The sequence below is a fragment of the Novosphingobium sp. 1529 genome (genome assembly GCF_040544855.1).
Classification (GTDB): Bacteria; Pseudomonadota; Alphaproteobacteria; order Sphingomonadales; family Sphingomonadaceae; genus Novosphingobium; species Novosphingobium capsulatum.
In genome coordinates this window covers 629502-655025 of record NZ_JBEPKW010000001.1, presented here as the reverse complement: position 1 = coordinate 655025, position 25524 = coordinate 629502, and the positions used below count along the sequence as shown (strand labels likewise).

General features: G+C 67.8%; 18 protein-coding genes. 9 read left to right on the top strand and 9 right to left on the bottom strand.

Annotated elements, in window-relative coordinates; genetic code table 11:
- Positions 1-6: 6 nt before the first annotated feature.
- The 6 genes from ABIC78_RS02905 to ABIC78_RS02880 are packed head-to-tail and all read right to left on the bottom strand — an operon-like array spanning position 7 to position 6327.
- Positions 7-1059 carry a Gfo/Idh/MocA family protein gene (locus ABIC78_RS02905; protein ID WP_354487732.1) on the bottom strand — a complete coding sequence of 351 codons (1053 nt, stop codon included), beginning with the start codon at positions 1057-1059 and terminating at the stop codon, positions 7-9.
- The gene (locus ABIC78_RS02900) at positions 1056-2249 is read right to left on the bottom strand and encodes an extracellular solute-binding protein (protein WP_354487730.1); all 1194 of its coding nucleotides are present in this window, start codon (positions 2247-2249) and stop codon (positions 1056-1058) included. The genes ABIC78_RS02905 and ABIC78_RS02900 overlap by 4 nt, the downstream gene beginning before the upstream one ends.
- Positions 2249-3358: an ABC transporter permease gene (locus tag ABIC78_RS02895; protein ID WP_168351767.1), complete on the bottom strand. Its 1110-nt coding sequence runs from the start codon at positions 3356-3358 to the stop codon at positions 2249-2251. Before ABIC78_RS02895 ends, ABIC78_RS02900 begins: the two co-directional genes overlap by 1 nt.
- Positions 3355-4863 carry a sugar ABC transporter ATP-binding protein gene (locus tag ABIC78_RS02890; RefSeq protein WP_354487727.1) on the bottom strand — a complete coding sequence of 503 codons (1509 nt, stop codon included), beginning with the start codon at positions 4861-4863 and terminating at the stop codon, positions 3355-3357. Before ABIC78_RS02890 ends, ABIC78_RS02895 begins: the two co-directional genes overlap by 4 nt.
- Positions 4860-5870, bottom strand: a complete 1011-nt coding sequence (locus ABIC78_RS02885; RefSeq protein WP_354487725.1) for a sugar ABC transporter substrate-binding protein — start codon at positions 5868-5870, stop codon at positions 4860-4862. The genes ABIC78_RS02890 and ABIC78_RS02885 overlap by 4 nt, the downstream gene beginning before the upstream one ends.
- A gap of 4 nt (positions 5871-5874) precedes the next feature.
- On the bottom strand, positions 5875-6327 hold the full coding sequence (locus ABIC78_RS02880) for a MaoC family dehydratase (protein WP_354487723.1): 453 nt from the start codon (positions 6325-6327) through the stop codon (positions 5875-5877).
- A gap of 120 nt (positions 6328-6447) precedes the next feature.
- Here ABIC78_RS02880 and ABIC78_RS02875 point away from each other — a divergent pair, with 120 nt between their 5' ends.
- From ABIC78_RS02875 to ABIC78_RS02855, 5 genes are all read left to right on the top strand, one after another.
- A complete protein-coding gene (locus tag ABIC78_RS02875) occupies positions 6448-7563 on the top strand; it encodes a type 2 periplasmic-binding domain-containing protein (protein WP_354487721.1) in 1116 nt (371 codons plus the stop codon).
- A 122-nt stretch (positions 7564-7685) separates the two neighbouring features.
- Positions 7686-9287 (top strand): alpha-L-fucosidase, encoded by a 1602-nt coding sequence (locus ABIC78_RS02870; RefSeq protein WP_354487719.1) that lies wholly within the window; start codon positions 7686-7688, stop codon positions 9285-9287.
- Between the two features lie 57 nt (positions 9288-9344).
- On the top strand, positions 9345-11939 hold the full coding sequence (locus ABIC78_RS02865; RefSeq protein ID WP_054130438.1) for a TonB-dependent receptor: 2595 nt from the start codon (positions 9345-9347) through the stop codon (positions 11937-11939).
- Positions 11940-12005: 66 nt separating this feature from the next.
- On the top strand, positions 12006-15482 hold the full coding sequence (locus tag ABIC78_RS02860; protein ID WP_354487717.1) for a glycosyl hydrolase: 3477 nt from the start codon (positions 12006-12008) through the stop codon (positions 15480-15482).
- On the top strand, positions 15482-18280 hold the full coding sequence (locus ABIC78_RS02855; RefSeq protein ID WP_354487715.1) for a family 78 glycoside hydrolase catalytic domain: 2799 nt from the start codon (positions 15482-15484) through the stop codon (positions 18278-18280). Before ABIC78_RS02860 ends, ABIC78_RS02855 begins: the two co-directional genes overlap by 1 nt.
- A gap of 21 nt (positions 18281-18301) precedes the next feature.
- Here the strand turns inward: ABIC78_RS02855 and ABIC78_RS02850 are convergent, their stop codons facing one another.
- Both ABIC78_RS02850 and ABIC78_RS02845 read right to left on the bottom strand, forming a co-directional pair.
- Positions 18302-19519: an SGNH/GDSL hydrolase family protein gene (locus ABIC78_RS02850; protein ID WP_354487713.1), complete on the bottom strand. Its 1218-nt coding sequence runs from the start codon at positions 19517-19519 to the stop codon at positions 18302-18304.
- Between the two features lie 8 nt (positions 19520-19527).
- Positions 19528-20493, bottom strand: a complete 966-nt coding sequence (locus tag ABIC78_RS02845; protein WP_054130434.1) for an IclR family transcriptional regulator — start codon at positions 20491-20493, stop codon at positions 19528-19530.
- 213 nt (positions 20494-20706) lie between these two features.
- On the opposite strand from ABIC78_RS02845, the gene ABIC78_RS02840 reads away from it, so the two are divergent.
- From ABIC78_RS02840 to ABIC78_RS02830, 3 genes are all read left to right on the top strand, one after another.
- Positions 20707-21906, top strand: a complete 1200-nt coding sequence (locus ABIC78_RS02840; RefSeq protein WP_253941606.1) for a CaiB/BaiF CoA transferase family protein — start codon at positions 20707-20709, stop codon at positions 21904-21906.
- A gap of 4 nt (positions 21907-21910) precedes the next feature.
- Positions 21911-22186: a hypothetical protein gene (locus ABIC78_RS02835; RefSeq protein ID WP_022678519.1), complete on the top strand. Its 276-nt coding sequence runs from the start codon at positions 21911-21913 to the stop codon at positions 22184-22186.
- A 78-nt stretch (positions 22187-22264) separates the two neighbouring features.
- On the top strand, positions 22265-22420 hold the full coding sequence (locus tag ABIC78_RS02830; RefSeq protein WP_156306329.1) for a hypothetical protein: 156 nt from the start codon (positions 22265-22267) through the stop codon (positions 22418-22420).
- Positions 22421-22896: 476 nt separating this feature from the next.
- Here the strand turns inward: ABIC78_RS02830 and ABIC78_RS02825 are convergent, their stop codons facing one another.
- Entirely contained in the window at positions 22897-23841 is a 945-nt protein-coding gene (locus ABIC78_RS02825; protein WP_231627483.1) for a LysR family transcriptional regulator, read from the bottom strand.
- Positions 23842-24094: 253 nt separating this feature from the next.
- Between ABIC78_RS02825 and ABIC78_RS02820 the strand changes: the two genes are divergently transcribed.
- Positions 24095-25459 carry an aminotransferase gene (locus tag ABIC78_RS02820; protein WP_022678521.1) on the top strand — a complete coding sequence of 455 codons (1365 nt, stop codon included), beginning with the start codon at positions 24095-24097 and terminating at the stop codon, positions 25457-25459.
- Positions 25460-25524: the final 65 nt, after the last annotated feature.

Sequence of the window (25524 nt, the reverse complement as noted above, 5' to 3'; positions counted from 1 at the left end):
CGCCGATCAGTCTTGCGGGATGGGAAAGGCGCGCGCGCGCGCGGCGGCATAGCAGGCCTCGACCAGCGCCATGGTCTGCCAGGCATCGTCCACGTGCGTGGCGAGATGGGTGTCCTCGCCGCTGGCGAAGCGCTGGAGATTGCACATCGGGCCGAGGAACGCGTCGGGAAACCAGTGCCCTTGCAGCGGCACCTGCTGCCACTCGCCGCCGCGCCGCACGATCCACAGCTCGTCCGGCTCACCCACCGGATAGTCGAGCAACAGGCCAAGCTTGACCAGCGCGGCGCCTTCGGTGCCTTCCACGCGAAAGCTGGCATCCTGGAACTGGCGCGCGAAATCGTGGTGGTGGTTGATCGACAGCGTGACGCGCAAGGGCGCCGGGTAATCGAGCAGGATCGTGGTGCGGGTATCGGCCAGCGGGCTGCCGGGATAGCCGAAGCTGCGTGCAAAGACGCCGCTCGGGTTGCCGGCCAAGGCGCGGATCGTGTCGAGATAATGGATCGAGTGGGACACGATCTCCACGCGCGGATTGGGGATCAGGTGCGGAAAGAGGTGCCAAGGCGTGGCCAGGTTGAGATGCACCTCGATCTCCAGCAGCGTGCCGAGATCGCCGCGCGCCAGGCAATCGGCCAGCGCCAGCATCATCGGCGAATAGCGCAACTGGAAATTGACCGCTGCGGTGTGTCCGCGCGCATGCACCGCGTTGCGGATGGCGCGCGCGGCATCGAGATCAAGGCCCATCGGCTTTTGCAGCAGCACGCTGGCGCCGCGTGGCAATGCTTCCAGGATGGCAAGATGCGCCACCGGCGGCGCGGCCACGTCGAACACCGCATCGGCTTTTGCCGCATCGGCCAGCGTGGGGAAGACGGTGCCAATGCCGAACGCATCGGCCAGGGCGCGGGCGCGGTCCTGATCGGGATCGTAGACGCCGTAGACCGGCAGGTCGGCCTTGCGATAGGCGGGCAGATGCGCGTCGTGGGCAATGCCGCCGGTGCCGATCAGCACGATCGGACGGGGCTGGGCGGGGTGGTCCCAGGCCTGGCGCAGCGGGGCGGTCATGCCAGTGCCTCCGCCTGGCGCTGGGCTTGCGCCAGCAGGTCCGCCGTGGTCTGCTCGCCGGTCACCGCCTGGCCCAGCACATCGTCGATGATGTGCGAAAAATCGGCCAGGCGCGTGGTGTGCGGCAGCGCGCGCGCGGACTGGTGCAGCCAGTCGAGGCGGTGGTAATAGGGGATGGCGGCATTGACCGCCGGATCCGCCCAAGTCGAGCGGCGCGTGCCGATGGCACCATGGGTGGTGGTCAGGCGGTCCATCTCGGGCCGGGTGCAATGGCGCAGGAAGTCCCAGGCGAGATCGCAGTGCCTGCTGCCACTGCCGATGCCCAGCACCCAGAACACGTTGAGCGATACCGTGCCACCGCCCTCGCCAGCGGGCAGCGGCGCCACGTCCACCAATCCGCGCACGGCGCTGTCGGGCGCGGTATCGGCATAGGCGGCAAAGCCGAACCAGTTGGCCATCATGGCCACATGTCCGGCGGCGAACAGCATGCCCGATTGCACGCTGTCGGTCTCGCGCGCGCCCGGCGCGATGGCCTGTGTGTCGCGCGCCAGCGTGCGCAGGAAATCGAGCGCCGCATGGGCCTGCGGCGAGGCGAAATCGGGCCGGCCGGCGGGCGTGAAAGGCTCTCCGCCGCGCGACCAGATGTGGATGCAGAAATCGTAGAACCCGTTGTGGCCATCGGGAAACAGCGCCAGCACCGTGCCGCTGACGCCGCTGGCCGGATCGTGCAGGCGGCGGGCGGCGGCGTGGTATTCCTCCCAGGTGCCGGGCACGGCCAGGTCGGCAGCGGCCAGCAGATCCTTGCGATAGACCAGGCATTCCGGGCCATCGTGATAGGGCAGGCCCCAGACGCCGCCGGCGAAGGCCTGCATGGTGGTCAGCGAAGGGCTCCAGCCGTGGGGATAGTCGCTGGCCGGCCGCTGCGCGAGCAGAGGCGCCAGATCGGCCAGTTGCCCCATGGCCTGGGCCTGCGCCAGCCAGTCGGTGCACAGGAACGCGATGTCATAGTCGCCGCGCGCCAGGCCGCCTTGCGCAATCGCCTTGTGGTGCAGCGTGTTGAGATCGAGCACGTCCAGCTCGATCCGGGCAGAAACGCCGGTGTGCCGCACGAAATCGGCGAACTGGGCGGCAATGGCGCTTTCGAATGGTGCGAATTCGCGCACCGCGATGCGCAGGACGGTTTCGGTCATCATGTTTCCCCGCGCTTGCGGTTGCCCAGGGTGTAGATCGCGGCGGCAACGATGATCACCGCGCCTTCGATGATGCCCTGGTAGTTGGCTCCCAGGTTCAGGATGTTGAACCCGTTGGTCAGCGTAAACAGGATCAGCGCCCCGGCAACGGTCTTGATCACGCTGCCTGCTCCGCCATAGAGCGACGTGCCGCCCAGGATCGCCGCGGCGATCACGGTCAGTTCCGCGCCCTGCATGGCCGTGGGGTTGATCGCGCCCAGGCGCGAGCCGAACAGCGCCCCGGCAAAGCCCGCCGCTAGGCTGGAGAGGATGAACACGCCGAGCCGATAGGCGCGCACGTTGATGCCCGAAAGGCGCGCCGCCTCGGCATTGCCGCCTACCGCCTGGATACGCCGGCCGAGCACGGTCCGCTCCATCACGAACCAGGCGGCGGTCGTGAACAGCAGCAGATAGATGACGGGTGCCGCCACGGTGAAGCGCGGGCCGACCAGGCCGGCCAGCGCCAGCAGCCCCAGGCCGCCCAGCGCCGGAGCAGGCGCCAGGCGTAGCGTCGCGATCGCCAGCGCCACGGCACCGAGTGCGAGGAGCGGCCAGAACAGCGGCACCCGCGCGCTTTCGAACGCCAGCATTTGCGCCAGCACCTGCGGGTCTTCGACCATCAGCGAGCGCCCGTCGGTGACCACCAGGACCAGCCCGCGCACCGCCGTAAGCGTGCCGAGCGTGACGATGAAAGCGTTGATCCCGACGAATTCGACGATCACGCCATTGAGAATGCCGATCATCGCCGCCGTGCACAGCGCGCAGAGCAGCGCGGGAACGAAGCCGATCTGCCCGGCCAGCCCGACCAGCACTGCCGCCGCAAGGGCCGCAACCGATGCCACGCTGAGATCAAACGCGCCGGTGATCAGCATGATCGTCATCGCCACGGCCATGATCCCGACGAGCGAGGCTTGATAGGCGATGTTACCCAGGTTCGCCGGCGCCAGATAGGGCGGCAGGCCGCGGCTGGCAGCGAGCGCCGCCAGAATGCCGAGCAGCGCCAGCAGCGCATAGAATACGCCGGCCTGGCGCAGGCCCAGGCTTTGCCGCCAGGGGATTGAGGCGATCATGCAGGAACTCCATCGCAAGCCGGTGCGCTGCCGCTGGCCAAAAGGGTAAGGTCGATCTCGCTGCTGGTGGCCGGGTCCACGTCGGCCACCACGGCGCCTTCGCGCAGCACCAGGATGCGGTCGCTCAGCGCCAGCAGTTCGGCGAAATCCGAAGAGACCAGCACGATCGCCAGCCCTTCGTCGGCCAGGCGCCGCACCTGTTCGAGAATGTCGACCCGCGCGCCGATGTCGATGCCGGCGGTCGGTTCGTCCAGCAGCAGGACGCGGGTCTGGTCGGTGAGCCACTTGGCCAGCACCACTTTCTGCGCATTGCCGCCCGAAAGGGTGCCGACCGGGCGCTGCGCGTCTTCGGTCTTGATCGCCAGGGCGGCAATCGCGGCCTCGGCCTCTTGCCGTTCGGTGGCGTGATCGATCAGCCAGCCCCGGCGGGGCAGGGCGATGTTTTCGGCCACGCTGAATCCGGCCACAAAGCCCTGGCGCTTGCGATCTTCGGGCACCAGCGCCAGCCCGGCGGCGACGGCGCTGCCGGTATTGGTCACCACGCCCGGCCCCAGCACCGGCGTGCCATCGACCAGCACCGCGCCGCGCGCGCAGGGATCGGCGCCGAACAGGGCGTGCAGCAGCTCGCTGCGCCCGGCGCCGAGCATGCCCGCCAGGCCCAGGATTTCGCCGGCGCGCAGATCGAACGAGATTGGCGCCAGGCCAGCCGGGGATGCCAGATCGCGCACCGCCAGGCGGACGGTTTCGCCGATGCGGCGCGCCCGGCGGGTCAGCCGCGCCACCGCGCGTCCGCTGATCGCGGCGGCCAAAGCGGCTTCGTCGAGGTCTTCGGTGCGGCGGTGAAGCACGTCACGCCCGTCGCGCAGGATCGTCACGCGGTCGGTCAGTGCCAGGATCTCGTCGAGAAAGTGAGAGACGAACACGATCGCCTTGCCTTCCTGGTGGGCTAGGCGGCGCACCACGTCATAGACCGCCTGGCGGTCCTGCGCGGCGAGCGAGGCGGTCGGCTCGTCCATCACCAGCACTTGTGCGCCATCGAGCAGCGCCTGCGCCAGGCTGACCATCTGCCGCGCGCCGATCGGCAGGTCGGCCACCAGGGCATCGAGCGGGAAGGGATTGCCCAGTTGCGCCACGACCGCTTCGGCGCGTGCGCGCTGTTGGCCATCGCGGCGCTGCCAGCCCGGCGCGCCGAGCAGGAGGTTGTCCAGCGCCGACAGCGTCGGCACCAGCGGGATGTGCTGGTACAGCGTGGAAACCCCGCCGCGCCGTGCGTCTGCCGGCCGCCGCCAGCGCACCGGGGCGCCGCGCCACAGGATCGCGCCTTCGGTGGCCGTGGTCGCGCCCGAGAGAATGCCGATCAGGGTGGACTTGCCCGCGCCGTTGGCGCCGAGCAGGCCATGCACTTCACCGGCGCGGATTTCCAGCGAGGCGTCTACCAGCGCCTGCGTGCCGTTGGGATAGCGCTTGGCGATGTGCCGCAGCGCGAGCAGGGGCAGGGCGGTCACCATTGGCCAGTGCACCGTTGCGCGCTGGCGCGCGTCACTGCCGGGATCGGGTAGGTGAGGAAGCGCGGCGTGCCTGGTGCGGGCGGATGGGCCAGCGCGCGGAAAGCCAGCGCGCCGAGCGCTTCGGGCTGGAAGCAGACGGTGCCGTCGATCGCCCCGGCCTTGAGCGAGGCCATGGCCAGGCGCGAACCGCCCACGCCGATCAGCCGGGCATGCGATCCGGCCGCGCGCACGGCGCGGGCGCAGCCGATCACCATGTCGTCCGCCTGGTTGAAGAACAGGTCGATGCGCGGGTCGGCTGCCAGCATGTTCTGGCAGGCGGCCTCGCCCCCGTCCGGTGTCCAGTTGCCGGGCTGTGCGGCCACGATGGTGTCGCGCCGGCCGCTGGCGGCAAGGCCGGCGATAAAGCCACGCGTGCGCTGTTCCACTTCGGGAAATCCGGCGGCCCCTTCGACAATTGCGATCCGCGCGGGACGGTCGGCGGGCAGCAGTTGCGCGGCGAGTGTGCCGGCGGCGCGGCCGGCGGCGACTTCGTCTTGCGAAACCAGCGCGGCCAGGCCGGGATAGACATCCTGCACCGCGCGCGTGCGCGGGTCGCCCACCAGCGCGGCCACCGCCACCACCGGCACGCCGGCGGCCTGGGCGCGCTTGACCCAGCCTTGTGCCACGATCGAATCCAGCGGCATGATCGCCACGCCGCGCGGGTGCTGCGCGATCAGGTCATCGATGTCGTTGGCCTGCTTCTGGATATTGGCCTTGCCGTCCACCACCAGGCCTTCGGCACCGGCTTCGCGCGCGGCCTGGCGAAAGCCCTTGGCGATCGCGGCGGCAAAGGGAAAGCTCAGGCCCACGGTCGATAGCGCATAGCGCGGCGCGCCGGGTGGCAGCGGGGCGCCGGCGGCGGCAGCCCCATCGCTGCCGTGGCGCGCCAGCGCAACGAGCGAGAGGCTGCCCACGGCCACGACCAGGGTGGCGGCCAGCAGGGGAAGGGGGCGGATCGGGCGCATTGCGTCAGGCCGCCGCCGAACGGCGATCGACCAGGTAGAGATGCTCGCAGGCGAGCACGGTTTCCTCGCGCTGGTTGCGGATGTCCACCGTCTCGGTCACCACGCCCTGGGCGGTCCGCTTGGGATGGTCGCGCTTGTCGGCAATGCGGGTGATCGTGGTGATCGTGTCGCCGATGTGCACCGGGCGGATGAAGCGCAGGCGATCATAGCCATAGGACATGGCGCGCCGGTTGATCACCGTTGCGGTGAGGCCGATGCCGATGCTGAACACCAGCGTGCCGTGGGCGATGCGCTGGCCAATCTCCTGCGTGGCGCACCAATCCGCATCCATGTGATGCGGAAAAAAGTCTCCGGTGTGGCCTGCATGCACGACGAAATCGGTCTCGGTAATAGTTCGGCCAAAACTTCGCCGTTCCGATCCAAGAACATAGTCTTCGAAAAACTGTTCGATGATCATCGCAGATACCTCTCCGAAAAATCTGCAATAGTATTTTTATATGATTTATATTATTGCTAAGCTGTGATGATCCCGGAGTCAACCGGTGTTGTTCGCCGCGCAGGCAAGAAGGAGGATGGGATGAGCGAGACGACCTTGAAGGGCATGACGTGGGATCACCCGCGCGGTTACGAGCCGCTGGTGGCCGCTTCGCGCGAGTGGGCGCGGCTCACCGGAACGGCGATCGAGTGGGAGCGGCGCTCGCTCCAGGCGTTCGAAACCCATCCGGTGGAAGACCTTGCCCGCGCCTATGACCTGGTGGTGATCGATCATCCCCACGTCGGCATTGCCGCGCAGTCGGGCGCGCTGCTGCCGTTCGCGGGCGGCGATGCCGATGCTGCGGCCGGCAGCGTTGGCGGATCGTATGAAAGCTATGCCTGGGATGGCCGGCAATGGGCGCTGCCGATCGACGCGGCGGCACAGGTCCAGGCCTGGGTGCCTGGTCGCCTGCCCACTCCGCTGCGCGATTGGGGCAGCGTGCTGCGCCACGCGGAGGCTGGCGGCATCGGCCTGCCGCTGCGCGCGCCGCACAGCCTGATGAGCCTGATGACCTTGTGCGGCCTGATGGGCCTGGAGCTGTGCCCGGCGCCGCGCGTGCTGTTTCCCGATGCGGCGGCCGTCGCGGTGAAGCGGCTTTACGCCTTGGCCGAACGCGCTGCCCCAGGCGCGGCCGAAAGCGATCCGATCGCCGTGCTCGAAGCGATGGCCCGCGCGGATTCGCCGCTGGTCGCCGCGCCTTTGATCTATGGCTATGTCAGTTATGCGCAGGACGGGTTTCGGCCAGTGCGGCTGGCGTTCGCCGACCTGGCTCCATGGCAGGTCAGCGCGCCGCGCGGTTCGGTGCTGGGCGGCACCGGCATTGCCGTCTCGCGCCTCGGCCGCGATCCGGAGGGCGCCATGGCCTTTGCCCGCTGGCTCGCCAGTGGCCCAGTGCAGACCGGTATCGTTGCGGCAAATGGCGGGCAACCGGCCCACGCCCAGGCCTGGGCCGACATACCGACCAATGCTGCCACCAGCGACTTCTACCGCGCGACTCGTGCCACGCTGGACCACGCGTGGATTCGCCCGCGCCACGCCGGCTACATGCCGTTCCAGGACGAGGCCTCGGGCCTGATCCTGGCCGCCATTGCGCGCCAAATGCCTGCGGAATCGCTGGTTTCCACGCTCAACCGGGCCTTTGCCGCGAGCGTTCCGTAACGATTGGCAACGCACCAAAGTGTGTTTGTTAAAAAACATCTTGTTCATATACGAACAATCTGCCACATAGTCTACAGCCCTCGCAGAGGGGCGACGAAAGGATTGAGGATATGGCTGCGGCCATGAAAAGCCTGTCTTGCATCATGCTGGCCTGCGCTCTTGCTGGAGGGACAGCCCTGGCCGCACCCGCCGGTGCGCAGCCCGGCATCTCGTCCGATCCCAAGGCTGCCGCCGCGCAGATCGCCCGGATGGATCGTGAGGTCGCCGGGGGGCGGTTCAAGGCGGACTGGTCCTCTCTGGCCAACTATCGCGTGCCGGAATGGTACCGCGACGCCAAGTTCGGGATATTCGTCCATTGGGGCGTCTATGCGGTGCCGGCCTCGGGCAGCGAATGGTACTCGCGCAACATGTATGTGCCGGTCCACGCCGATTTCGTGCACCAGCGCGCGACCTATGGCGATCAATCCGTCGCCGGCTACAAGGACTTCATTCCCCAGTTCCGCGGCCAGCGCTTCGATCCGGCGGCGTGGATGGCCTTGTTCAAGCGTGCCGGCGCGCGCTACGTCGTGCCGGTGGCCGAGCATTGCGACGGCTTCTCGATGTACGGCTCGGCGATCAACCGCTGGAATGCCGTGGCGATGGGGCCGCAGCGCGACGTGGTGGGCGAGATTGCCAAGGCCGCCCGCGCCGCCAACCTGCATTTCGGCCTGTCTTCACACCGCGCCGAACACTGGTGGTGGTATGGCCAGGCGCCTGCCGGCAGCGACGTGTGGAACCCGGCCTATGCCGATCTCTATGGTCCGGCCTCGCCGCGCACCCTGCCGGGCAGCGATGCCAGCGCGGAGCCCGATCCCAACCATCTCGAACAGTGGAACCCGCCGTCCAAGGCCTTTCTTGACGATTGGCTCGCGCGCACGGGCGAAGTGATCGAGAAGTACAATCCTGAATTCGTCTATCTCGACTGGTGGATCAACCAGCCCGCCTTCGCGCCTTACTTGCAGCGTCTTGCCGCCTATTACTATGACAGCGCGGCACGGCGCGGGGTCGGCCCGGTGCTGGCCTATAAGGAAGAGGCGTTTCCCGCTGGTTCGGCGCTGTTCGATATCGAGCGCGGCCGGCTCGATGCGCTGCGCCTGCTGCCCTGGCAGACCGATACCTCGGTCAGCATCAACAGTTGGGGCTATGTCGAGAACGACAAGTATCGCACCGCTGCCAGCCTGGTGGCGACGCTGGCCGATGTCGTTTCGAAGAACGGCAACCTGCTGCTCAACGTCGGGCCCAAGGCCGATGGCACGATCCCGGCCGAAGCGGCCAGGGTGCTCGACGAAATCGGCGGCTGGCTGTCGGTCAATGGCGAGGCGATCTACGGCACGCGGCCGTGGGTGATGTTCGGGGAAGGACCCACGCGCAACGCGGTCGGCTCGCTCAAGGAAGGGGGCGATCCCACCTATACCCCGGCCGACATCCGCTTCACCACGCGCGACGGGCGGCTCTACGCGCTGGGTCTGGCCCATCCGGCCGACGGCACGGTGCGCATCGGCGTGCTCTATGCCGGCAATCCCTATGCGCCGCCGGTCAAGGCCGTGCATCTGCTCGGCAGCACTGCGCCGCTCGCCTGGCGCCAGGAGAAGGATGGCCTGCATGTCACGCTGCCGGCCACCGGCGCCAAGGCCGACATGCCCTATGCGCTGCGCATCGAGTTTTCGCCCCCGAACAAGACGTGACGGGGCACTTGCACACCACAAGCTGACACAAGTTTGGGATAATGGGGAGGTTTAGCAATGAAGAACGTGGGAGCCTATCTCTGCACCGCCGCGCTCGGTGCCCTGGTCATGCCGGCGGGCTCCGCCCTGGCGCAGACCGCGCCGGCAGCGGCCAAGGCGACGACTGACGCCAAGGATGAAACCGTTGCCGACGCCATCGTCGTCAGCGGGGTCCGCGCCAGCTTGCGCAGCGCGCAGGATCGCAAGGCCAATGCCAGCCAGATCGTGGATTCGATCGTGGCCGAGGATATCGGCAAGCTGCCCGACCAGAACACCACCGATGCGCTGCAGCGCGTGACGGGCGTGCAGATCGAGCGCGACTATGGCGAAGGGTCGACCGTCTACGTGCGCGGCCTGGCCCAAGTGAACACCACGCTCAACGGCCGCGAGATCTTCACCGCGCAAGGCGCCCGTGGCCTCAACCTCCAGGATATTCCGGCCGAACTGCTCGCCGGGCTGGATGTCTACAAGTCGCCCTCGGCCAACCAGATCGAAGGTGGCCTGGGTGGCCTGATTGACTTGCGCACGCGCCGGCCGCTCGATTTCAAGGGCCTGACCGTGGCCGGCAACATCCGCGGCATCTATTCCGACCTGGCCAAGGAACTGACCCCGGCCGTCTCGGGCCTGATCGCCGATCGCTGGGACACCGGCGCGGGTGAGATCGGCGCGCTGGTCAGCGTGTCGTACCAGGAGCGCAAGTTCCGCTCAGACCTGATTTCCACCGGCACCCCGGCCAGCAGCACCACGATCGTGCCCGGCCAGACGGTGGTCGCTCCCAACGGCGCCTATGACGTGACGCCCTATGGCGATCGCCGCCGCCTGGGCATCAGCGGCACCTTGCAGTGGAAGCCCACGCCCAACCTCGAAATCTATTTCGAAGGCCAGTACGCGCGCTTCAACAACCTCAACGACAACTACGGCGCTTCAGTTGGCCTGGGTGGCTTGACCGCAGAGCCGGGCGCGACGGTGGCCGCCAATGGCGACGTGACCAAGGCGACCTATCTCAACGCCCCGCTCACCGTACTGTCTTATGCCTATGACACGCGCGACCGGATGACCCAGTTTGCCGGGGGCGGCAAGTGGACCAACGACAAGCTGACCGTGTCCACCGACATCAGCTATACCAAGGCCACCGGCAGCGTGGTGTTCAACAGCGGCTTCACCGGCGCCACGATCCCGCGCTTCTCGGTGGACAACACCGCGTTCGTGCCGGGTTCGAGCGCCAATGGCTATGACCTGCTGAGCCAGTCGAACACCAACTTCCAGTTCCTGCTCTACCAGGGCACGCAGAACAAGGCGGACCAGTTCGCCGGCACGCTGGATGCGTCCTATGCGGTGGACAGCGGCTTCCTCAAGTCGATCGACGTCGGCTTCCGCTACGGCAACCGCACGGCGCAATCCAACCAGACCAGCTTCTTCCTGTTCAGCGGCGCGCCCGGCACCGCTGCGCCCTCGATCCTGGCTGCCAACCCGGCCAGCGATTTCTTCAGCAAGTCTTCGCGCGGTACGCCGCTGCTGTCTAACTACCTGGTCATTCCCGTGCCGCTGCTGCGCGATCATCTGAGCGAAGTGCAGACCGCGCTGGGCTTTGACGCCACCGATCCGGTGAACGGGCCGCTGGCGTTCTATCGCGTCAGCGAAAAGACCACCGCGCTCTATGCCATGGCGCGCTTCGGCTCGCCCAGCGGGCTGGTCGATGGCAATGTCGGGTTGCGCTATGTCCACACCCAGACCGCGCTCAACGGCAACCGCACGCTTTCGGGCGGCGGCGTCGGGCCGATCCAGGTCAATTCCAGCTACGACGACTTCCTGCCTTCGGCCAACATCCGCTTCAACCTGACCGACAAGCTCAAGCTGCGTCTGGCCGCGTCCAAGGTCGTCACCCGCCCGAACTTCAGCGATCTTTCGCCGTCGCTGACGCTCAATTCGGTGCAGCAGAACGGGTCGGCCGGCAATCCCTACCTCAAGCCGCTCAAGGCCGACCAGCTCGACGCGTCGCTGGAATACTACTTCGCGCGCGGCAGCTCGATCTATGGTGCGCTGTTCTACAAGAAGGTGCGCAACTTCATCTCGGTCAATCCCTCGGTCGAGGTCTACGACGGCATCACCTATACGATCAGCCGCCCGGACAACAACCAGGGCGGGGAGATCAAGGGCGCCGAAGTGGGGTATCAGCAGTTCTTCGATTTCCTGCCCGGCGCGCTGTCGGGCCTGGGGATCCAGGCGAACTATACCTACGTGGACAGCAAGACGACCTCTTCGATCGTCGGCCAGACCACCCCGCTCCAGGGCTTGTCGAAGCACACCTACAACCTGGTGGGGATGTACGAGAAGTACGGCGTTTCGGCCCGCGTCGCCTACAACTGGCGCAGCACCTACTTCGACAGCACCTATCTGTTCAACGGGGTGGGGCAGCCGAGCTTCCGCCGCGGCTATGGCTGGCTGGCCGCTTCGCTCAGCTATGACGTGACGCCCAACGTCACGATCAGCCTGGAAGGCAACAACCTGACGCGCGTGATCCGCCGGTCCTATTACAACAACATGGATACCCGGCCGCACGAAACCCAAATCGACGATCGCCAGATCATCTTCGGGGTTCGCTTCAAGTTGTGATGCCTCCGCGCATCGGGCAGGCTGGCATCCGGCCGGCCCGATGCGCGGCCCAGACAAAGGCCTGCCATGCCGTCCAAGCGTGACTTCGATGCTGTATTTCCGGGCCTGATGGTGGATCGCCGCTCGGCCCTGCTGGGCGGATCGGCGGCACTGTTGTGCACGGGCACCGCGCCTGGCACCGGCCACGCCGCGACGGTCGATCCGCAAGCGAGCGCCTGGGGCGAGGCATTCGACCGCCCTCCGCCCGAGGCCGGACCGGGTGTCTACTGGTACTGGCTCGATGGCGCAGTCAGCGCGGCCGGGATCACGGCCGATCTTGAAGGCATGCACGCCAACGGCATCACCACGGCGATGGTCTTTGCCATTGGCGCCTCGGCCAAGCCGCCGCTGGTCGATCCGCCGGCCGATGCACTCACGCCGCAATGGTGGGGCCTGATCGATCACGCCGTGGCCGAGGCGGAGCGGCTGGGGATTACGCTGTCGCTCAACATCTGCGATGGCTGGGCTACGGCGAGCGGCCCCTGGATCACGCCCGACCTGTCGATGCAGGTGCTGACCTGGTCCGACACGCGCGCCACGGCCGGGCAGGGCGCGATCCGCCTGGCCACCCCGCCGATGCGGCGCAACTGGTATCGCGACGTGGCGGTGCTGGCATTTCCCTGGCCGGAAGCGCTGGACGAGACGAGCGCACGGCGCCATCCGCGCGTTTCCACCACCTTGCCGCTGGCCGGGCCACCGCTCGCGCGCCTGCTCGATCCCGGCAACGACCAGGACGTGTTCGACACCACCCAGGCCGGCCAGATCGACGTGGCTTTCGACCAGCCGTTCACGCTGCGCTCAGTCACCGTGCGCACGCCGTCGCCCTGGGGCTATTCCCCCGGCGTCTATCGCGCGGCCAATGCGCTGCGCGTGGAAGCAAGCGAGGATGGCGTCACGTTCCGTCCCGTTGGCCGGCTGGAATATCCCCAGCATGGCTGGCAGACCGACCTGACCACGCTGACCCACGCCTTGCCCGAAACCACCGCGCGCGTGTTCCGCTTCGTGCACGAGCCGCAGGCGCCCGGCCCCTATTTCGAGAATTACGATTTCGGGCAGGACGTGCGCCTGCGCCTGTTCAGCCTGGAGCTTTCGTCCCGGCCGGAAATCCACCAGATCGTGGGCAAGACGGCGGCGCAATGGTCGATCAGCCGCCGCACCGATGCGCGCGACGTGCCCGATGCGGTCTGCGTCGATCCGGCCAAGGTGCTCGACCTGACCGACAGGCTGGCGGCCGATGGCACGCTCGACTGGACTCCACCGCCCGGCCGCTGGCGCATCCTGCGCCTGGGCCACACCAGCAATGGCCGCGAGAACTCCGCCGCCGGGGGTGCGCAGGGGCTGGAAGTCGATCGCTTCAACGCGGCGGCAGTGACCATGCAGTTCGATCGCTGGTTCGGCGCCGCGCTCGATCGCATCGGCCCGGCGCGCGCGGGCAAAGTGTTGAACACGGTGCATGTCGATAGCTGGGAAGCCAGCGGGCAAAACTGGACGGCGGATTTTCCTGCCCGGTTCCAGGCCTTGCGCGGCTATGCCCTGCGCGTCTGGCTGCCGGTGCTGGCCGGCGTGCCGGTCGGCAGCGCAGAGCAGAGCGAGGCGATACTGCACGATTTCCGGCAGACCGTGGCCGATCTTACGCAAAGCGCGTTCTTCGAAACCATCGCGCGCCTGGCCCATGCACGCGGCTGCCGCTTCAGCGGGGAGCCGGCCAGCCCGACCTATGCCGTGGACGGCTTGCGCTGGGCAGAGGCGACCGATGTGCCGATGGGCGAATTCTGGCTGCGCACGCCGCGCAACGACAAGCCGACCGATGTGGCCGATGCGGTTTCGGGCGGGCGCATCTATGGCAAGCGGATCATTGCCACGGAAAGCTTCACCGAGAACGACATTCTCTGGGACGAGCACCCCGCGATGCTCAAGCCCTTGGGCGATCGGCACTATTGCCGGGGCATCAACCGCTTCATGCTGCACGTCTATACCGCGCAGCCGTTTCTCGATCGCGCGCCGGGGCTGACGCTCAACGGTATCGGCACGATGTTCAGCCGCACCCAGACCTGGTGGAGCCAGGCGCGCGGCTGGTTCGATTACCTGCGCCGCTGCCAGGCGGTGTTACAACGCGGCCTGCCAGTGAGCGACGTGGCGGTGTTCACCGGGGAAGACATTCCCAACCGCGCGCTCTTGCCGCACCAGTTGGACGCGCCATTGCCGGCCGGCGTGGCCTATGACTCGATCAACCGCGATGCGCTGGTGCGCCTGGCGCGGGTGGAGCAGGGCGCGATCGTACTGCCCGGCGGCATGCGCTATCGCCTGCTCGTGCTGCGCGCGGGAGCGCGCTATTCCAGCGGCTTCCTCGCCGCACTCGAACGCCTGGTGCGGGCGGGCGCCACGGTGCTGGCACCGCCGCCGCTTGGTGCCGTCGGGCGAGAGGCCGATCCCGCGGCGTTCGTTGCACAGTGCCGCCGGCTCTGGCCGGATGACGGACGTCAGGGCGAAACCCGGCTGGGCGCCGGGCGCGTGGTCTGGGGGCAAAGCCCTGCGCATGTGCTGGCCAGCCTGGGGATCGCGGGCGATCTTCTGGCGAGCGATGCGGCGGGGCTCGAATGGACTCATCGCCGCGAGGCGGGGGTCGATGTCTATTTCCTAGCCAACACCGGCGGTGCCGCGCTCGATACCGAAGTATCCTTGCGCGTGACCGCGCGCGCCGTGGCGCTGTGGGATGCGCTGGAAGGGCAGCGCCTGCCGGCACCCGCCTGGCGGAATGTCGCCAGGCGCACGGTCCTGCCGCTGCGCCTGGCGCCGGGGGAAAGCCGGTTCATCGCTCTGAGCGACGGCGGCGTGGCACCGCATCTCGCACAGGCCCATCTCGCGGCCGGGCAAAGCCTGGAATGGCGCGGTGAGCGACTGGTCATGGCCGGGGCTGGAGAAGCTCGGCTGCTGCGCAGCGACGGGCGCCGCCTGGCACCGGTGGCGCCGGCCATGACCCCGGCAATCGAACTCGACCAGCCCTGGACGCTCAGCTTTGCCGGCTGGCGCGCCCCGCCCGAGCGGCTGACGCTGAAGCAGCCCGCGCTGTGGAGCGACCTTGCCCCCGATCGCGTGCGCTTCCATGCCGGATCGGGCACCTATGCCACGCAGATCGACCTGCCGCGCCACCTGCTGGTGCGCGATATCCGCCTGATGCTCGATCTGGGCGCAGTGCATGCCATGGCCGAAGTCGCGGTCAACGGGCGCTTGGCCGGCCGGCGCTGGATTGCACCCTTCCGGCTGGACATCACCGCATTCTTGCGGCCGGGATGCAACACGATCGCCATCACCGTCACCAACACCTGGCACAACCGCCTGGTGGGCGATCGCGTCTTGCCCGAAGCGGAGCGGGTTGCCTGGGTCTATCCCAAGCTGCGCGGCACCAAGGACTGGCTGCCGGCCCGCGATGCGCCGCTGCTGCCGGCGGGCCTGGCCGGTCCGGTCCGGATCGTGGCTAAGCCACTTGTGGACATTCCGGTCTAATGAGGCTGGACCGTCGCACCGCGCTGGCCGCGATCGGCGCGACGCCACTGGTGGCCGGCGCCGGCAGGGCGCATTCTCTGCCACCGGGTGATCTGCTGGCGCAAGACTTGCGCGTGGAAGGGGTGGCCGAGCCCGCGGGGCTCGACCTGCTGCGTCCGCGCTTTTCCTGGGGCCTTGCCGCGCGCGATCCAAGCGCGCGCGGCCTGGTGCAGCGCGGGTTCGAACTGATCGGCGGCACCGATCGCGCCCGCGTGGCTGCTGGCCAGGGCGCCCGCTGGGCCGGATCGCCCGCCGCCGGCGGGCAGACTCTGGTGGTGCCGACAGCGGACTTGGCGCTCGACAGCCACCGCCGCTATTGGTGGGCGGTCCGCATATTCGATGCGGCGGGGCGGCCGGGCGCCTGGAGCGCGCCCGCCGCGTTCCTCACCGGGGTGCTCGAGCTGGCGCGCTGGCCCGACCGCTGGATCGCGGCGGAGCCCGACCCGGTTCTACCGCCGCACCGTCAGGGGCAGGCGAGCCCAGCCATGGTGCCCGCCCGGCCGCTGCCGATCCTGCGTCGGCCCTTGCGCCTGGCGTCGCCGCCGCGCCGGGCCGTGCTGTCGGTCTGCGGCTTGGGCCAATATCGCCTGGCGATCAACGGGCAGGCCGTGGGGTATGCGGCGCTGACGCCGGGGTGGACCAACTACCGCCGCCGCGCGCTTTATGACACGCACGATGTCACGGCCCTGCTGCACGCTGGCGACAATGTCCTGGCGCTGATGCTGGGCAACGGCATGTACAATGTAGAGGCCAAGGAGGGCCGCTACACCAAGTTCCTCGACAGCTTCGGCCGGCCCAAGGCGATTCTGGCGATGACCATCGAGCATGCCGATGGCCGGATCGAGCACATTGCCAGCGATGGGCAATGGCGTTGGCGGGAAGGGCCGATCCGCTTTTCCTCGATCTATGGCGGCGAGGACTGGGACGCGCGCCTGGTGCCGCCCGCTTGGATGGAACCTGGCTACGACGATCGCGACTGGCAGCCGGTAGTGGCCGTGCCGGGGCCGGGCGGGATGCTCCGCGCCGGGCTGGTGCCGCCGGTGGTCGCCGCGCGCACTCTGGAGCCGGTGGCGATCACGGCCGTGGCGCCCGATGTGCTGCTGGTCGATTTCGGCGTCAACTTCGCCGGTCGGCCCCGCCTGATGATCGAGGCGCCGGCCGGTGCCTCGCTGACCATCCTGCCGGGCGAGACGCTGGACGAACAGGGCCGGGTCAGCCAGCGCAGCTTCAACGCCGGGCCGGGCAACCGCGTGGCGTTTACCCACGTCAGCACCGGGAGCGGGGTCGAAGCGTTCGAGCCGCTGTTCAGCTATCACGGCTTTCGCTGGCTGGAATTGCGCGGCCTGCTGCGCGCCGCGATCCATGCGGTCGAAGGCGTGGTGCTCCACGCCGATCTTGCGCGCGTCGGCCGGTTCCAGGCCGATGATCCCTTGCTCAACGCCATCCATGGGCTGATCGACCAGGCCGTGACCAGCAACATGGTTTCGGTCCTCACCGATTGCCCGCACCGCGAAAAGCTGGGCTGGCTGGAACAGACCTATCTCAACGCGCCCACCGTGCTCTACAACCGCGATGCCGCGCCGCTTTATGACAAGTTGGTGCACGACATCGCCGAGGCGCAGCAGGCCAATGGCATGGTGCCGGGCATCGCGCCGGAATATGTCGCCTTCCAGGACGAGCAGGGGCAGGACCAGGTCTGGCGCAATTCCCCCGAATGGGGCGCGGCGGCGGTGCTGGCACCCTGGGCGGCCTATCGCTTTTGCGGCGACGCCACCGTGCTGGTGGCGGCCTGGCCGGCGGCGCAACGCTATTGCGCCTATCTTGCGCAGCGGGCGCGGGATGGCATCGTCGATTTCGGCATGGGCGATTGGTACGATGTCGGCCCCAACGATCCGGGCGAGGCGCAACTGACCTCGCGCGCGCTGGTCGGCACGGCCACTTATATTGCCTGCTTGCAGACGATGGCCAAGATCGCCGCGCGGATCGGGGCGGTTGCGGATTACGCCGCGCTGGCGGTGCAGGTTACGCAGCATTTCAACGCGCGCTTTCTCGATCCCGCCACCGGCCGCTACGAACGGGGCAGCCAGACGGCGCAAGCCATGCCGCTGGCGCTCGGCCTGGTGCCCCAGGCGCAGCGTGCCGCGGCGCTCGACCGGCTGATCGCGGCGATTCGGCGCGAAGGCAATGGCGTTACCGCCGGGGACATCGGCTATCGCTACGTGCTGGAGGCGCTGGCTGCGGCCGGGCGTGACGATGTGATCCTGGCCATGCTGCGGGTGCGCGATCGCCCCGGCTATGCCCTGCAACTGGCGCGCGGGGCCACCGCGCTGACCGAGGCGTGGGACGCCAATCCCACCAAGTCGCTCAACCATTTCATGCTCGGCCATGCCGAGGACTGGTTCTATCGGCGCCTGGGCGGGCTGGACATCGATCACGCGCGAGGCGGGGACGCGGCCTTGCGCCTCGCGCCGCAGATGCCGGCCGATATCCCGGCGGCCGAGGCCAGCTATCGCCTGCGCGAGGGCGTTCTGTCCTGCGCCTGGCGACGCGAGGCAGGCCACCTCGCCGTGACCGTTTCCGTGCCGCCGGGGCGCCAGGCGCGGCTGGTCTTGCCGGGGCTGCCCGCCAGCGACTGGCGCGAACAGGGCCTGGCCCCGGCGCGCGTGCCGGGCGTGCTCGGTTTCGCGCGCGAGGAGGCCGGCCAGGCCATCACGCTCGGCTCCGGCCACTATCGCTGGACCGCCCGCGACGCTGGTTGAGTACGCGGGCGGTTCGCGGCATCAGCGACGGGGCGCTTCGAACAGGCTGGGCGAAACGGCGGCCGCCAGGGCGGCATAGCCGGCATCGTTGGGGTGGAGATGGTCGCCCGGCTCCAGACGGGGATTGATCCGCGCCGGGTCGGCGGGATCGGCCGCCGCCTTCTCGAAATCGATCACTCCGTCGAACAGCCCGCCGGTGTGGATGAAGGCGTTCACCGCCTGGCGCATCGCCTCGCCCTCCGGCGTGAAATAGACCGCGCCCTTGTAGGGCAGGATCGTCGCGCCGATCACTTTCACCCCGCGCGCATGGGCGCGGGTCACGATCTGGCGATAGGCCTCGATCACCTGCGCGGCGGTCACGTCGCTGTCGGGCTTGTTCCACCACCCGATGTCGTTGATGCCTTCCAGCAGCACGATATGCGTGACCCCGCTGACCGCCAGGGCGTCGCGGTCCAGCCGCGCCAGGGCGGGCAGGCCAAAGCCTTCGTGCAACAGGCGGTTGCCACTCATCCCCGCATTGACTACGCTCCATCCGCGATAGCGCGTATCGGCGGCAAGCCGCTTGGCGAACTGTTGGGGCCAGCTCATGTCCTTGCCGGGGGTGGAGGCGGCGCCTTCGGTGATCGAATCCCCGAACGCCACGATCACCGGGCCGCGCTGGGGCCGCGCCACTTCCACTTGCGACACCACCGCCGGGCCGCGCAGCGGGCGAGCGCCGGCCATGGACGCAGCCGCCAGTTGCTCGCCGGGCGCCACCACCAGATCGCCATGATGCGCGGCGGGCATCGCGCTGTCCTTGTAATAGACCGAGATCGCCAGGTGTTGCAGCGCCTCGATTGGCAGCGGCACGGCATCGCTGAGCAGCGGCGCGCCGGTTGGAATCCAGGCTTCCGCGCCGCCGGCAAAGGTTACCGCGCGGTCGCTGCCCGGCACCAGGCGTCCGTCTGCATCGACCAGCGCCACGTGCACCCCGGCGATCCGCACCGGAGCGATGCCCAGCTCGTTGGTCAGCTTGAGGCGGATGGCATTGCCAGCGGTGTCCACGCGCAGGATCTGGCGCACCGTCTGGTTGGCAAAGATCGCCGGGGTGCCGCCCGGCTGGCCGGCAATCGGCGCGAACGGCGCGCTGAACCAGCCGGCCGCCCAGTTGCCATTCCCGTCGCCAGCCGCAGGCGGACTGGCCGCCATCAGCAGGGGTGCCCCAAGCAGGGCGAGCGCGGCGATGGGCCTGGCAATCATGATCTCTCCTATTTTGTGGTCTTGCGGGTTCTTGCCGGCTTGGCCGGGGCAGGGGTGTCCACCGCGCTACCCAGCGGCCCACTGTCCAGCCCCAGGCCGGCGGCCTGGCTGATGGCGGCGGCCGTGCGTTGCAGCGGTTCGAGCAGCGGATCGAGCCGCGCGTCGCCATTGGCGTCAATCAGCGTGGCGATGGTCAGCGCGGCGTTGAGCGGCGCGCCCGGCGTGCCCACCAGCACGCCGATATCCGCCCCGCCCAGGAAGCGCTCGCCCAGCGAGCGGGCATGGCCGCGCGCGCGCACGTCGTCGATGCGGGCGAGCAGATCCTGCCGTGCGGCCGGCGCCATCGCCTGCCATTCGCGCGAATGCCCCAGCCAGGCATCAAACGCGGCGGGCGCCAGGCCGGCGAGCAGCAGGCGCCCCGAATTGGTGCGCAGCGGCGAATGGGTGGAGCCGACTTCCACCGACAGGCGGAACGGGTTGGGGCTCTCTTCCTGGGTGAGCACGAGCACCTGGTTGCCTTGCAACACGGTCAGGTGGCAGCTTTCGCGCACGTCGTCGGACAGCGCGCGCATCAGCGGGCGCGCCGCCGCGATCAGCGTTTCATAGGGCGAGTGAATGCGCGCGAGCTGGAACAGCTTGAGCGTCAGCGCATAGCCGCCGTTGGTCGGGTCGCGCCGCACATAGCCGCGCCCTTCCAGGCAGGCGAGCATGCGGAACAGTTCGCCCGGCTGGCGGTTGAGCGCGCGCGCCAGTTGCGATTGCGTCATCGGCACGGCCTGGTCGGCCAGGTACTCGACGATATCGAGGCCCTTTTCCAGCGCCGGCACGGCATACTTCCGGCGGCGCTCGTCGCTCGACAGGATGCTGTCCGCCAGCATGCCCTCTGACCGCCCGTCGAGCGGGCCGTCGCCCAGGTCCGGCATGTCCGGCGCAGGGCTGTCTGCCTGGGTGGCTGATTCGGGGCGCGCATCCATGTTCTGTCCTTCCGCGGCTGGTCTGGCGATCGGGCGGCTTGCGTAACCCATGGCGGCGCGAAGTGCCATCATCGCCTGCCGCTTTGCCCGCCAGCACGGGCGCGCGCCGGGCTGGCCGGGGTGATAGCGGAAGAGGCGCGTGGAATTTGCATTGATTGTTTATATAGAGAATGTATGTTAGCCTGTAAACAATGAGTGATGTGGAGGACGGGATTGGAACAGCGGCTTATCCGCACGGATTCGGCAACGGACACAGCGTCGTCTGCGGCCAGTCCCGGCCCCCTGTCCGATCTGCTGGTGCTCGACATGGCCCAGTTCCTCGCCGGCCCTTCGGCCGCGCTGCAACTGGCCGATCTGGGTGCGCGCGTGATCAAGATCGAGCGGCCGCAGAGCGGTGACCTTTGCCGCGATCTTTATCTGAGCGATACCGACATCGCCGGCGATTCCACGCTGTTCCACGCGATCAACCGCAACAAGGAAAGCCTGGCGGTCGATCTCAAGGACGCGGGCCAGCTTGCGGAACTGCGCCGCCTGGTCGCGCGGGCCGACGTGATCATCCAGAACTTCCGCCCCGGCGTGATCGAGCGGCTGGGGCTGGGCTATGAAGACGTCAAGGCGATCAATCCCGGCCTGGTCTATGCCAGCGTCTCGGGCTTTGGCAGTGCCGGCCCCTGGGCCAAGCTGCCGGGCCAGGATCTGCTCGCCCAGGCGCGCTCGGGCGTGATGTGGCTGACCGGCAGTGCCGACCATGGGCCGATGCCGATCGGGCTTTCGGTGGCAGACATGCTGGCCGGCCATGTTCTGGCCAAGGGCATCCTGGCCTTGCTGGTCCGCCGCGCGCGCACCGGGCTGGGGGGGCGGGTGGAAACCAGCCTGCTCGAAGTGCTGGTCGATTTCCAGTTCGAGCTGCTGACCACTTATCTCAACGATGGCCGCCGCCCCCCGACGCGCGCCGCCGCCCATGGCGCCAATGCCTATCTTGCTGCGCCCTATGGCGTCTATCGCACAGCAGATGGGCATCTTGCCCTGGCGATGACGCCGCTCGCCCGGATCGGCGAATTGCTTGATCTGCCGGGCCTGAGCGAGAGCGGTAACGGCTTTGACGGGCGCGACGCGCTGCTTGACCGCATCGCGCAGCGCCTGGCCACGCGCACCACGCAGGAATGGCTGGCCGTGCTGGAGCCGGCCGGCATCTGGACCGCGGCCGTGCTCGATTGGGAGCAATTGTTGGAGGCCGAAAGCTTCCGCGCGCTCGACATGCTGCAATCGATCGGCGGCCGGGGCCGCAGCATTCTCACCACCGCCAGCCCGATGCGAATCGATGGGCAAAGGCCGGCTTCGGCGCGCGGTGCCCCGCGCGTGGGCGAGCACAGCGCCGCCATCGCCGCCGAATTCGGCCTGGCACTGGCCTGAGGCGATGCGCGCCCGCACTTGCCTTAGCGCCTTGGCGCTGCTGCTCACCACAGCGGCCAGTGCCCAGACGATCAGGGCCCAGCCGCCCGGCCGGCAAGCGCCCGCCTTGCCACGGATCGCGGCGCCGCATGGCCGCCCGGCGCTGTTCGTCGACGGCGCGCCGTTCCTTGTGCTGGGGGCGCAGGCCAACAATTCCTCCAACCATGCCAGCGTCTTGCCGCAAGTGTGGCAGACGGTGGAGCAATTGGGCGCCAACACCCTGGAAATGCCGGTGGCCTGAGCCCGGGCCGAGCCGCGCGAGGGGCAGTTCGATTTCGCCTTTGTCGATACGCTGCTGGCCCAGGCGCGCCAGCACCGCGTGCGCCTGGTGCTGCTGTGGTTCGGCGCGTTCAAGAACGGCGGGCCGGGTTATACGCCGGTCTGGGTCAGGGCCGATCTCGCGCGGTTTCCGCGCAAGCTCGATGCGCAGGGGCGTCCGCTCGCCGCTCCGCCAGCGTTCCCTGATTTTGCTTGATACGATTCAAGCGCGGTCCTCGCTTTCCATAGCCGTCCCCGATAGCGCGCTTGCAGGAAGCCGAACGCGACGGGACAATTCGCTCGAAAGTGCTGGCCTAGTGTCGTCAGCCTTTTCTCAGCAGGTCATCCAGGACCGCGTTGTGTAACGTGGTATCAGCCAGAGGCCAGTTCAGCTTTCCGTTCTCGTCCTGCAATTGCCTAACCGACGGACATCGGAAACCTCCGTGGCGTCGCACTTTGCCTTGCGCACGAGGGACTTTTGGCGGGGCAGGTCACGGCCTTCACCAAATGGCTCCCTCGACGCAATTGCGAAACGATGATCGCTCAATGCCCTGGCGGAGCGAGGAGCTGTTGCCGCACTGAACTCCATGCGCTGGCGGAAACGCAGATACGCCAGATCAGGCCGCTTTGTCAGGTGTCGCTCGGCCTGCGATAGGGTGGTGTCTTCCTCGCGGCCGCCGATCGGCGCGGTGATCAGATCGCAGTCGCCAGCCCCAACATCGGCGCGGCGGCGCCCTCTTCCTGATCGGCCATCTCTGCGCGCACGAAATCGACGAAAGCGCGCACCTTGGACAACGCGTAGTTGCCGCGTGGGAATACCACATGCAGTGGAATCCGCTCGTTCACGAGGTCGGGCAGCAAGACCTCGAGGCGGCGGGCGGCGATGTCGTCCTCGACGAGGAAGCGCGGCAGGTAGCTGATGCCCAGGCCCTCGAGCGTGGCCTCGCGTGCCATTCGTACCGAGTTGCTGGTGAGCGGTCCGCGGTTGACGGCAACGGTGGTGTCTTCCGACAGGCGCCACTCGCCAACCTTGGAGATATGCGTTTCGACGATGCAGGTGTGCACCTTGAGGTCGTTGGCGGCCGAGGGGCGCCCGGCGCGGTCGAGGTACGAGCGCGCGGCGACGAGTGCCATGGGATAGCTGCGCAACTGCACCGATTCCAGGCTGGAATCAAAGGTGTCACCCATCCAGAACACCACGTCGAAGCGGCCCTTGAGCAGGTCCACCTTGCTGTCCGACAGGTTCACGAACAGCCGCACGTCAGGATAGGTCTGGAGGAAGCGCGGCAGGATCGTGGTGAGATCGAACAGCGAGGATACCACCGGTGCGTTGACCTTGAGCTCGCCACGCGGCTTGGAGAGCATCCCGGTCATCACCTGGTTGGCTTCGTTGACTTCCTCGACGATGCGGGCGCAGCGCGCATACATCTCGCGTCCCGCCGGTGTCAGTGTCACCGAGCGTGTGGTGCGGTCGAGCAGGCGCACGCCGATGCTCTGCTCAAGCTTGGCAATCTGGCGGCTGACTGCGGCCTTGGAATACCCCAGCATCGTGGCAGCGCTGGAAAAGCCCCCCGTGCTGACCACCGCAGCGAACGACATCATCGCCATCACGTTTCCAAGATCGGGTCTGTCGTCCATGCCTGCTCCCTCTGCCACACGCGTGCCCGGGTCAATGTATCCCGTCACCGTCACGGGCACGTTGGCCCACCATAGCGATCCCGGCGCGGCCTGTCTGCACCTGCTGCGTGCAATTGTTGTTTAAACGAAAAAGATATCTCAAATTCAGTATTACTGTTGCGTTTATGAAGCCTTTCGGCGAGGACGTGCTACGCCACATGGGCGCTTGATTCGCGGCGCGGACCGCGCAAGACGCAGACAAGGGAGAAATTCGATGGTCAGCCAGCTTTCCCAAGCGGCCCTGCGCGACCAGCGCAGCCAATTCCACCCGTTCACCGCGATCACCGATCTTATGGCCGAAGGGCCCACGGTCATGGAAAGTGGTTCCGGCATCCACGTGCGTGACGTTGATGGACGCGAATACATCGACGGGATGGCCGGCCTGTGGTGCGTCAACCTGGGCTATGGGCGCCGCGAAATCACCGAGGCGATCGCCCGGCAGAGCGAGCGCCTGTCATTCTTCCACACGTTCAACGGCATGAGCAGCGACGTCGTCGCCGAATGCGCCGAGGCCCTGCTGCAACGCGCGCCGGTGCCGATGTCGCGGGTGTTCTTCGGTGCCTCGGGCAGCGATGCCAACGAAACCCAGCTCAAGCTCGTGTGGTATTACAACAACCTGCGCGGCAAGCCCGAGAAGAAGAAGATCATCGCGCGCTGGAACGCCTACCACGGTTCCGGTGTGGCCACGGCAAGTCTCACCGGGCTGCCGGGCATGCACACGCTGTTTGACCTGCCCAAGGGCCCGATCCTGCACGTCAGCGCGCCCTACTACTATCGCAAGGCGCCCGAGGGCATGACCGAGCGCGCGTTCTCGCAGCAGCTTGCCCAGGAACTCGAGGATCTGATCGAGCGTGAAGGCGCCGACACCATTGCCGCGTTCTTTGCCGAGGCAGTGATGGGCGCTGGTGGGTTGATTCCGCCGCCCGAAGGCTATTTCGAGGCGATCTGCCCTATCCTCAAGAAGCACGACATCCTGCTCGTCGCCGACGAAGTGGTATCTGGCTTTGGTCGTCTCGGCACCTACTGGGGCAGCCAGACCTATGGCTACGAGCCCGACCTCATCACCTCGGCCAAGGGTGTGACCTCGGGCTACTTTCCGATGTCGGTCTGCTACATCTCGCCAAAGGTCTGGGACGTGATCGAGAGCGAGGCAGGCAAGGCCGGGCTTTTCGGCCACGGCTATACCTATTCGGCGCACCCGGTCGGCGCGGCCGCCGCGCTCGCCGCGCTCAAGCTGATCGATGAGCTCAAGGTGGTGGACAACGTCGCCGACGTTGGGCCCTACATGCTCCAGGCGTTGCGCGACCGGCTTGGTCAGCACGCCCATGTTGGCGATATTCGCGGCAAGGGACTGATGCTGGGAATCGAACTGGTGCACGATCGCGGCACCAAGGAAGCGCTGCCCATGGCCAACCGCACCGGTCGCCAGGTGCTCAAGGCTGCAGCCAATCGCGGGCTGATCACCCGCGCGCTGGGTGATACCCTGGTCTTTGCCCCGCCATTGGTGATCACCCGCGCCGATGCCGATGCTATCGTCGATCGCTTCGGTGCTGCGGTGGAGGACGTGTTGCCCGGCTGAACCCAAAGACCAACCCGGCGCGGGCGGTGGTGCATGGTTTGATGCATTGCCGCTCGCGGCGCGGT

What these genes read in the sequence shown, in the direction of transcription:
- ABIC78_RS02905 (WP_354487732.1), bottom strand. Translation starts at nt 1,059, where the DNA reads ATGACCGCCCCGCTGCGCCAGGCCTGGGACCACCCCGCCCAGCCCCGT.
- ABIC78_RS02900 (WP_354487730.1), bottom strand. Translation starts at nt 2,249, where the DNA reads ATGACCGAAACCGTCCTGCGCATCGCGGTGCGCGAATTCGCACCATTC.
- ABIC78_RS02895 (WP_168351767.1), bottom strand. Translation starts at nt 3,358, where the DNA reads ATGATCGCCTCAATCCCCTGGCGGCAAAGCCTGGGCCTGCGCCAGGCC.
- ABIC78_RS02885 (WP_354487725.1), bottom strand. Translation starts at nt 5,870, where the DNA reads ATGCGCCCGATCCGCCCCCTTCCCCTGCTGGCCGCCACCCTGGTCGTG.
- ABIC78_RS02880 (WP_354487723.1), bottom strand. Translation starts at nt 6,327, where the DNA reads ATGATCATCGAACAGTTTTTCGAAGACTATGTTCTTGGATCGGAACGG.
- ABIC78_RS02875 (WP_354487721.1), top strand. Translation starts at nt 6,448, where the DNA reads ATGAGCGAGACGACCTTGAAGGGCATGACGTGGGATCACCCGCGCGGT.
- ABIC78_RS02870 (WP_354487719.1), top strand. Translation starts at nt 7,686, where the DNA reads ATGAAAAGCCTGTCTTGCATCATGCTGGCCTGCGCTCTTGCTGGAGGG.
- ABIC78_RS02865 (WP_054130438.1), top strand. Translation starts at nt 9,345, where the DNA reads ATGAAGAACGTGGGAGCCTATCTCTGCACCGCCGCGCTCGGTGCCCTG.
- ABIC78_RS02860 (WP_354487717.1), top strand. Translation starts at nt 12,006, where the DNA reads ATGCCGTCCAAGCGTGACTTCGATGCTGTATTTCCGGGCCTGATGGTG.
- ABIC78_RS02855 (WP_354487715.1), top strand. Translation starts at nt 15,482, where the DNA reads ATGAGGCTGGACCGTCGCACCGCGCTGGCCGCGATCGGCGCGACGCCA.
- ABIC78_RS02850 (WP_354487713.1), bottom strand. Translation starts at nt 19,519, where the DNA reads ATGATTGCCAGGCCCATCGCCGCGCTCGCCCTGCTTGGGGCACCCCTG.
- ABIC78_RS02845 (WP_054130434.1), bottom strand. Translation starts at nt 20,493, where the DNA reads ATGGATGCGCGCCCCGAATCAGCCACCCAGGCAGACAGCCCTGCGCCG.
- ABIC78_RS02835 (WP_022678519.1), top strand. Translation starts at nt 21,911, where the DNA reads ATGCGCGCCCGCACTTGCCTTAGCGCCTTGGCGCTGCTGCTCACCACA.
- ABIC78_RS02825 (WP_231627483.1), bottom strand. Translation starts at nt 23,841, where the DNA reads ATGGACGACAGACCCGATCTTGGAAACGTGATGGCGATGATGTCGTTC.
- ABIC78_RS02820 (WP_022678521.1), top strand. Translation starts at nt 24,095, where the DNA reads ATGGTCAGCCAGCTTTCCCAAGCGGCCCTGCGCGACCAGCGCAGCCAA.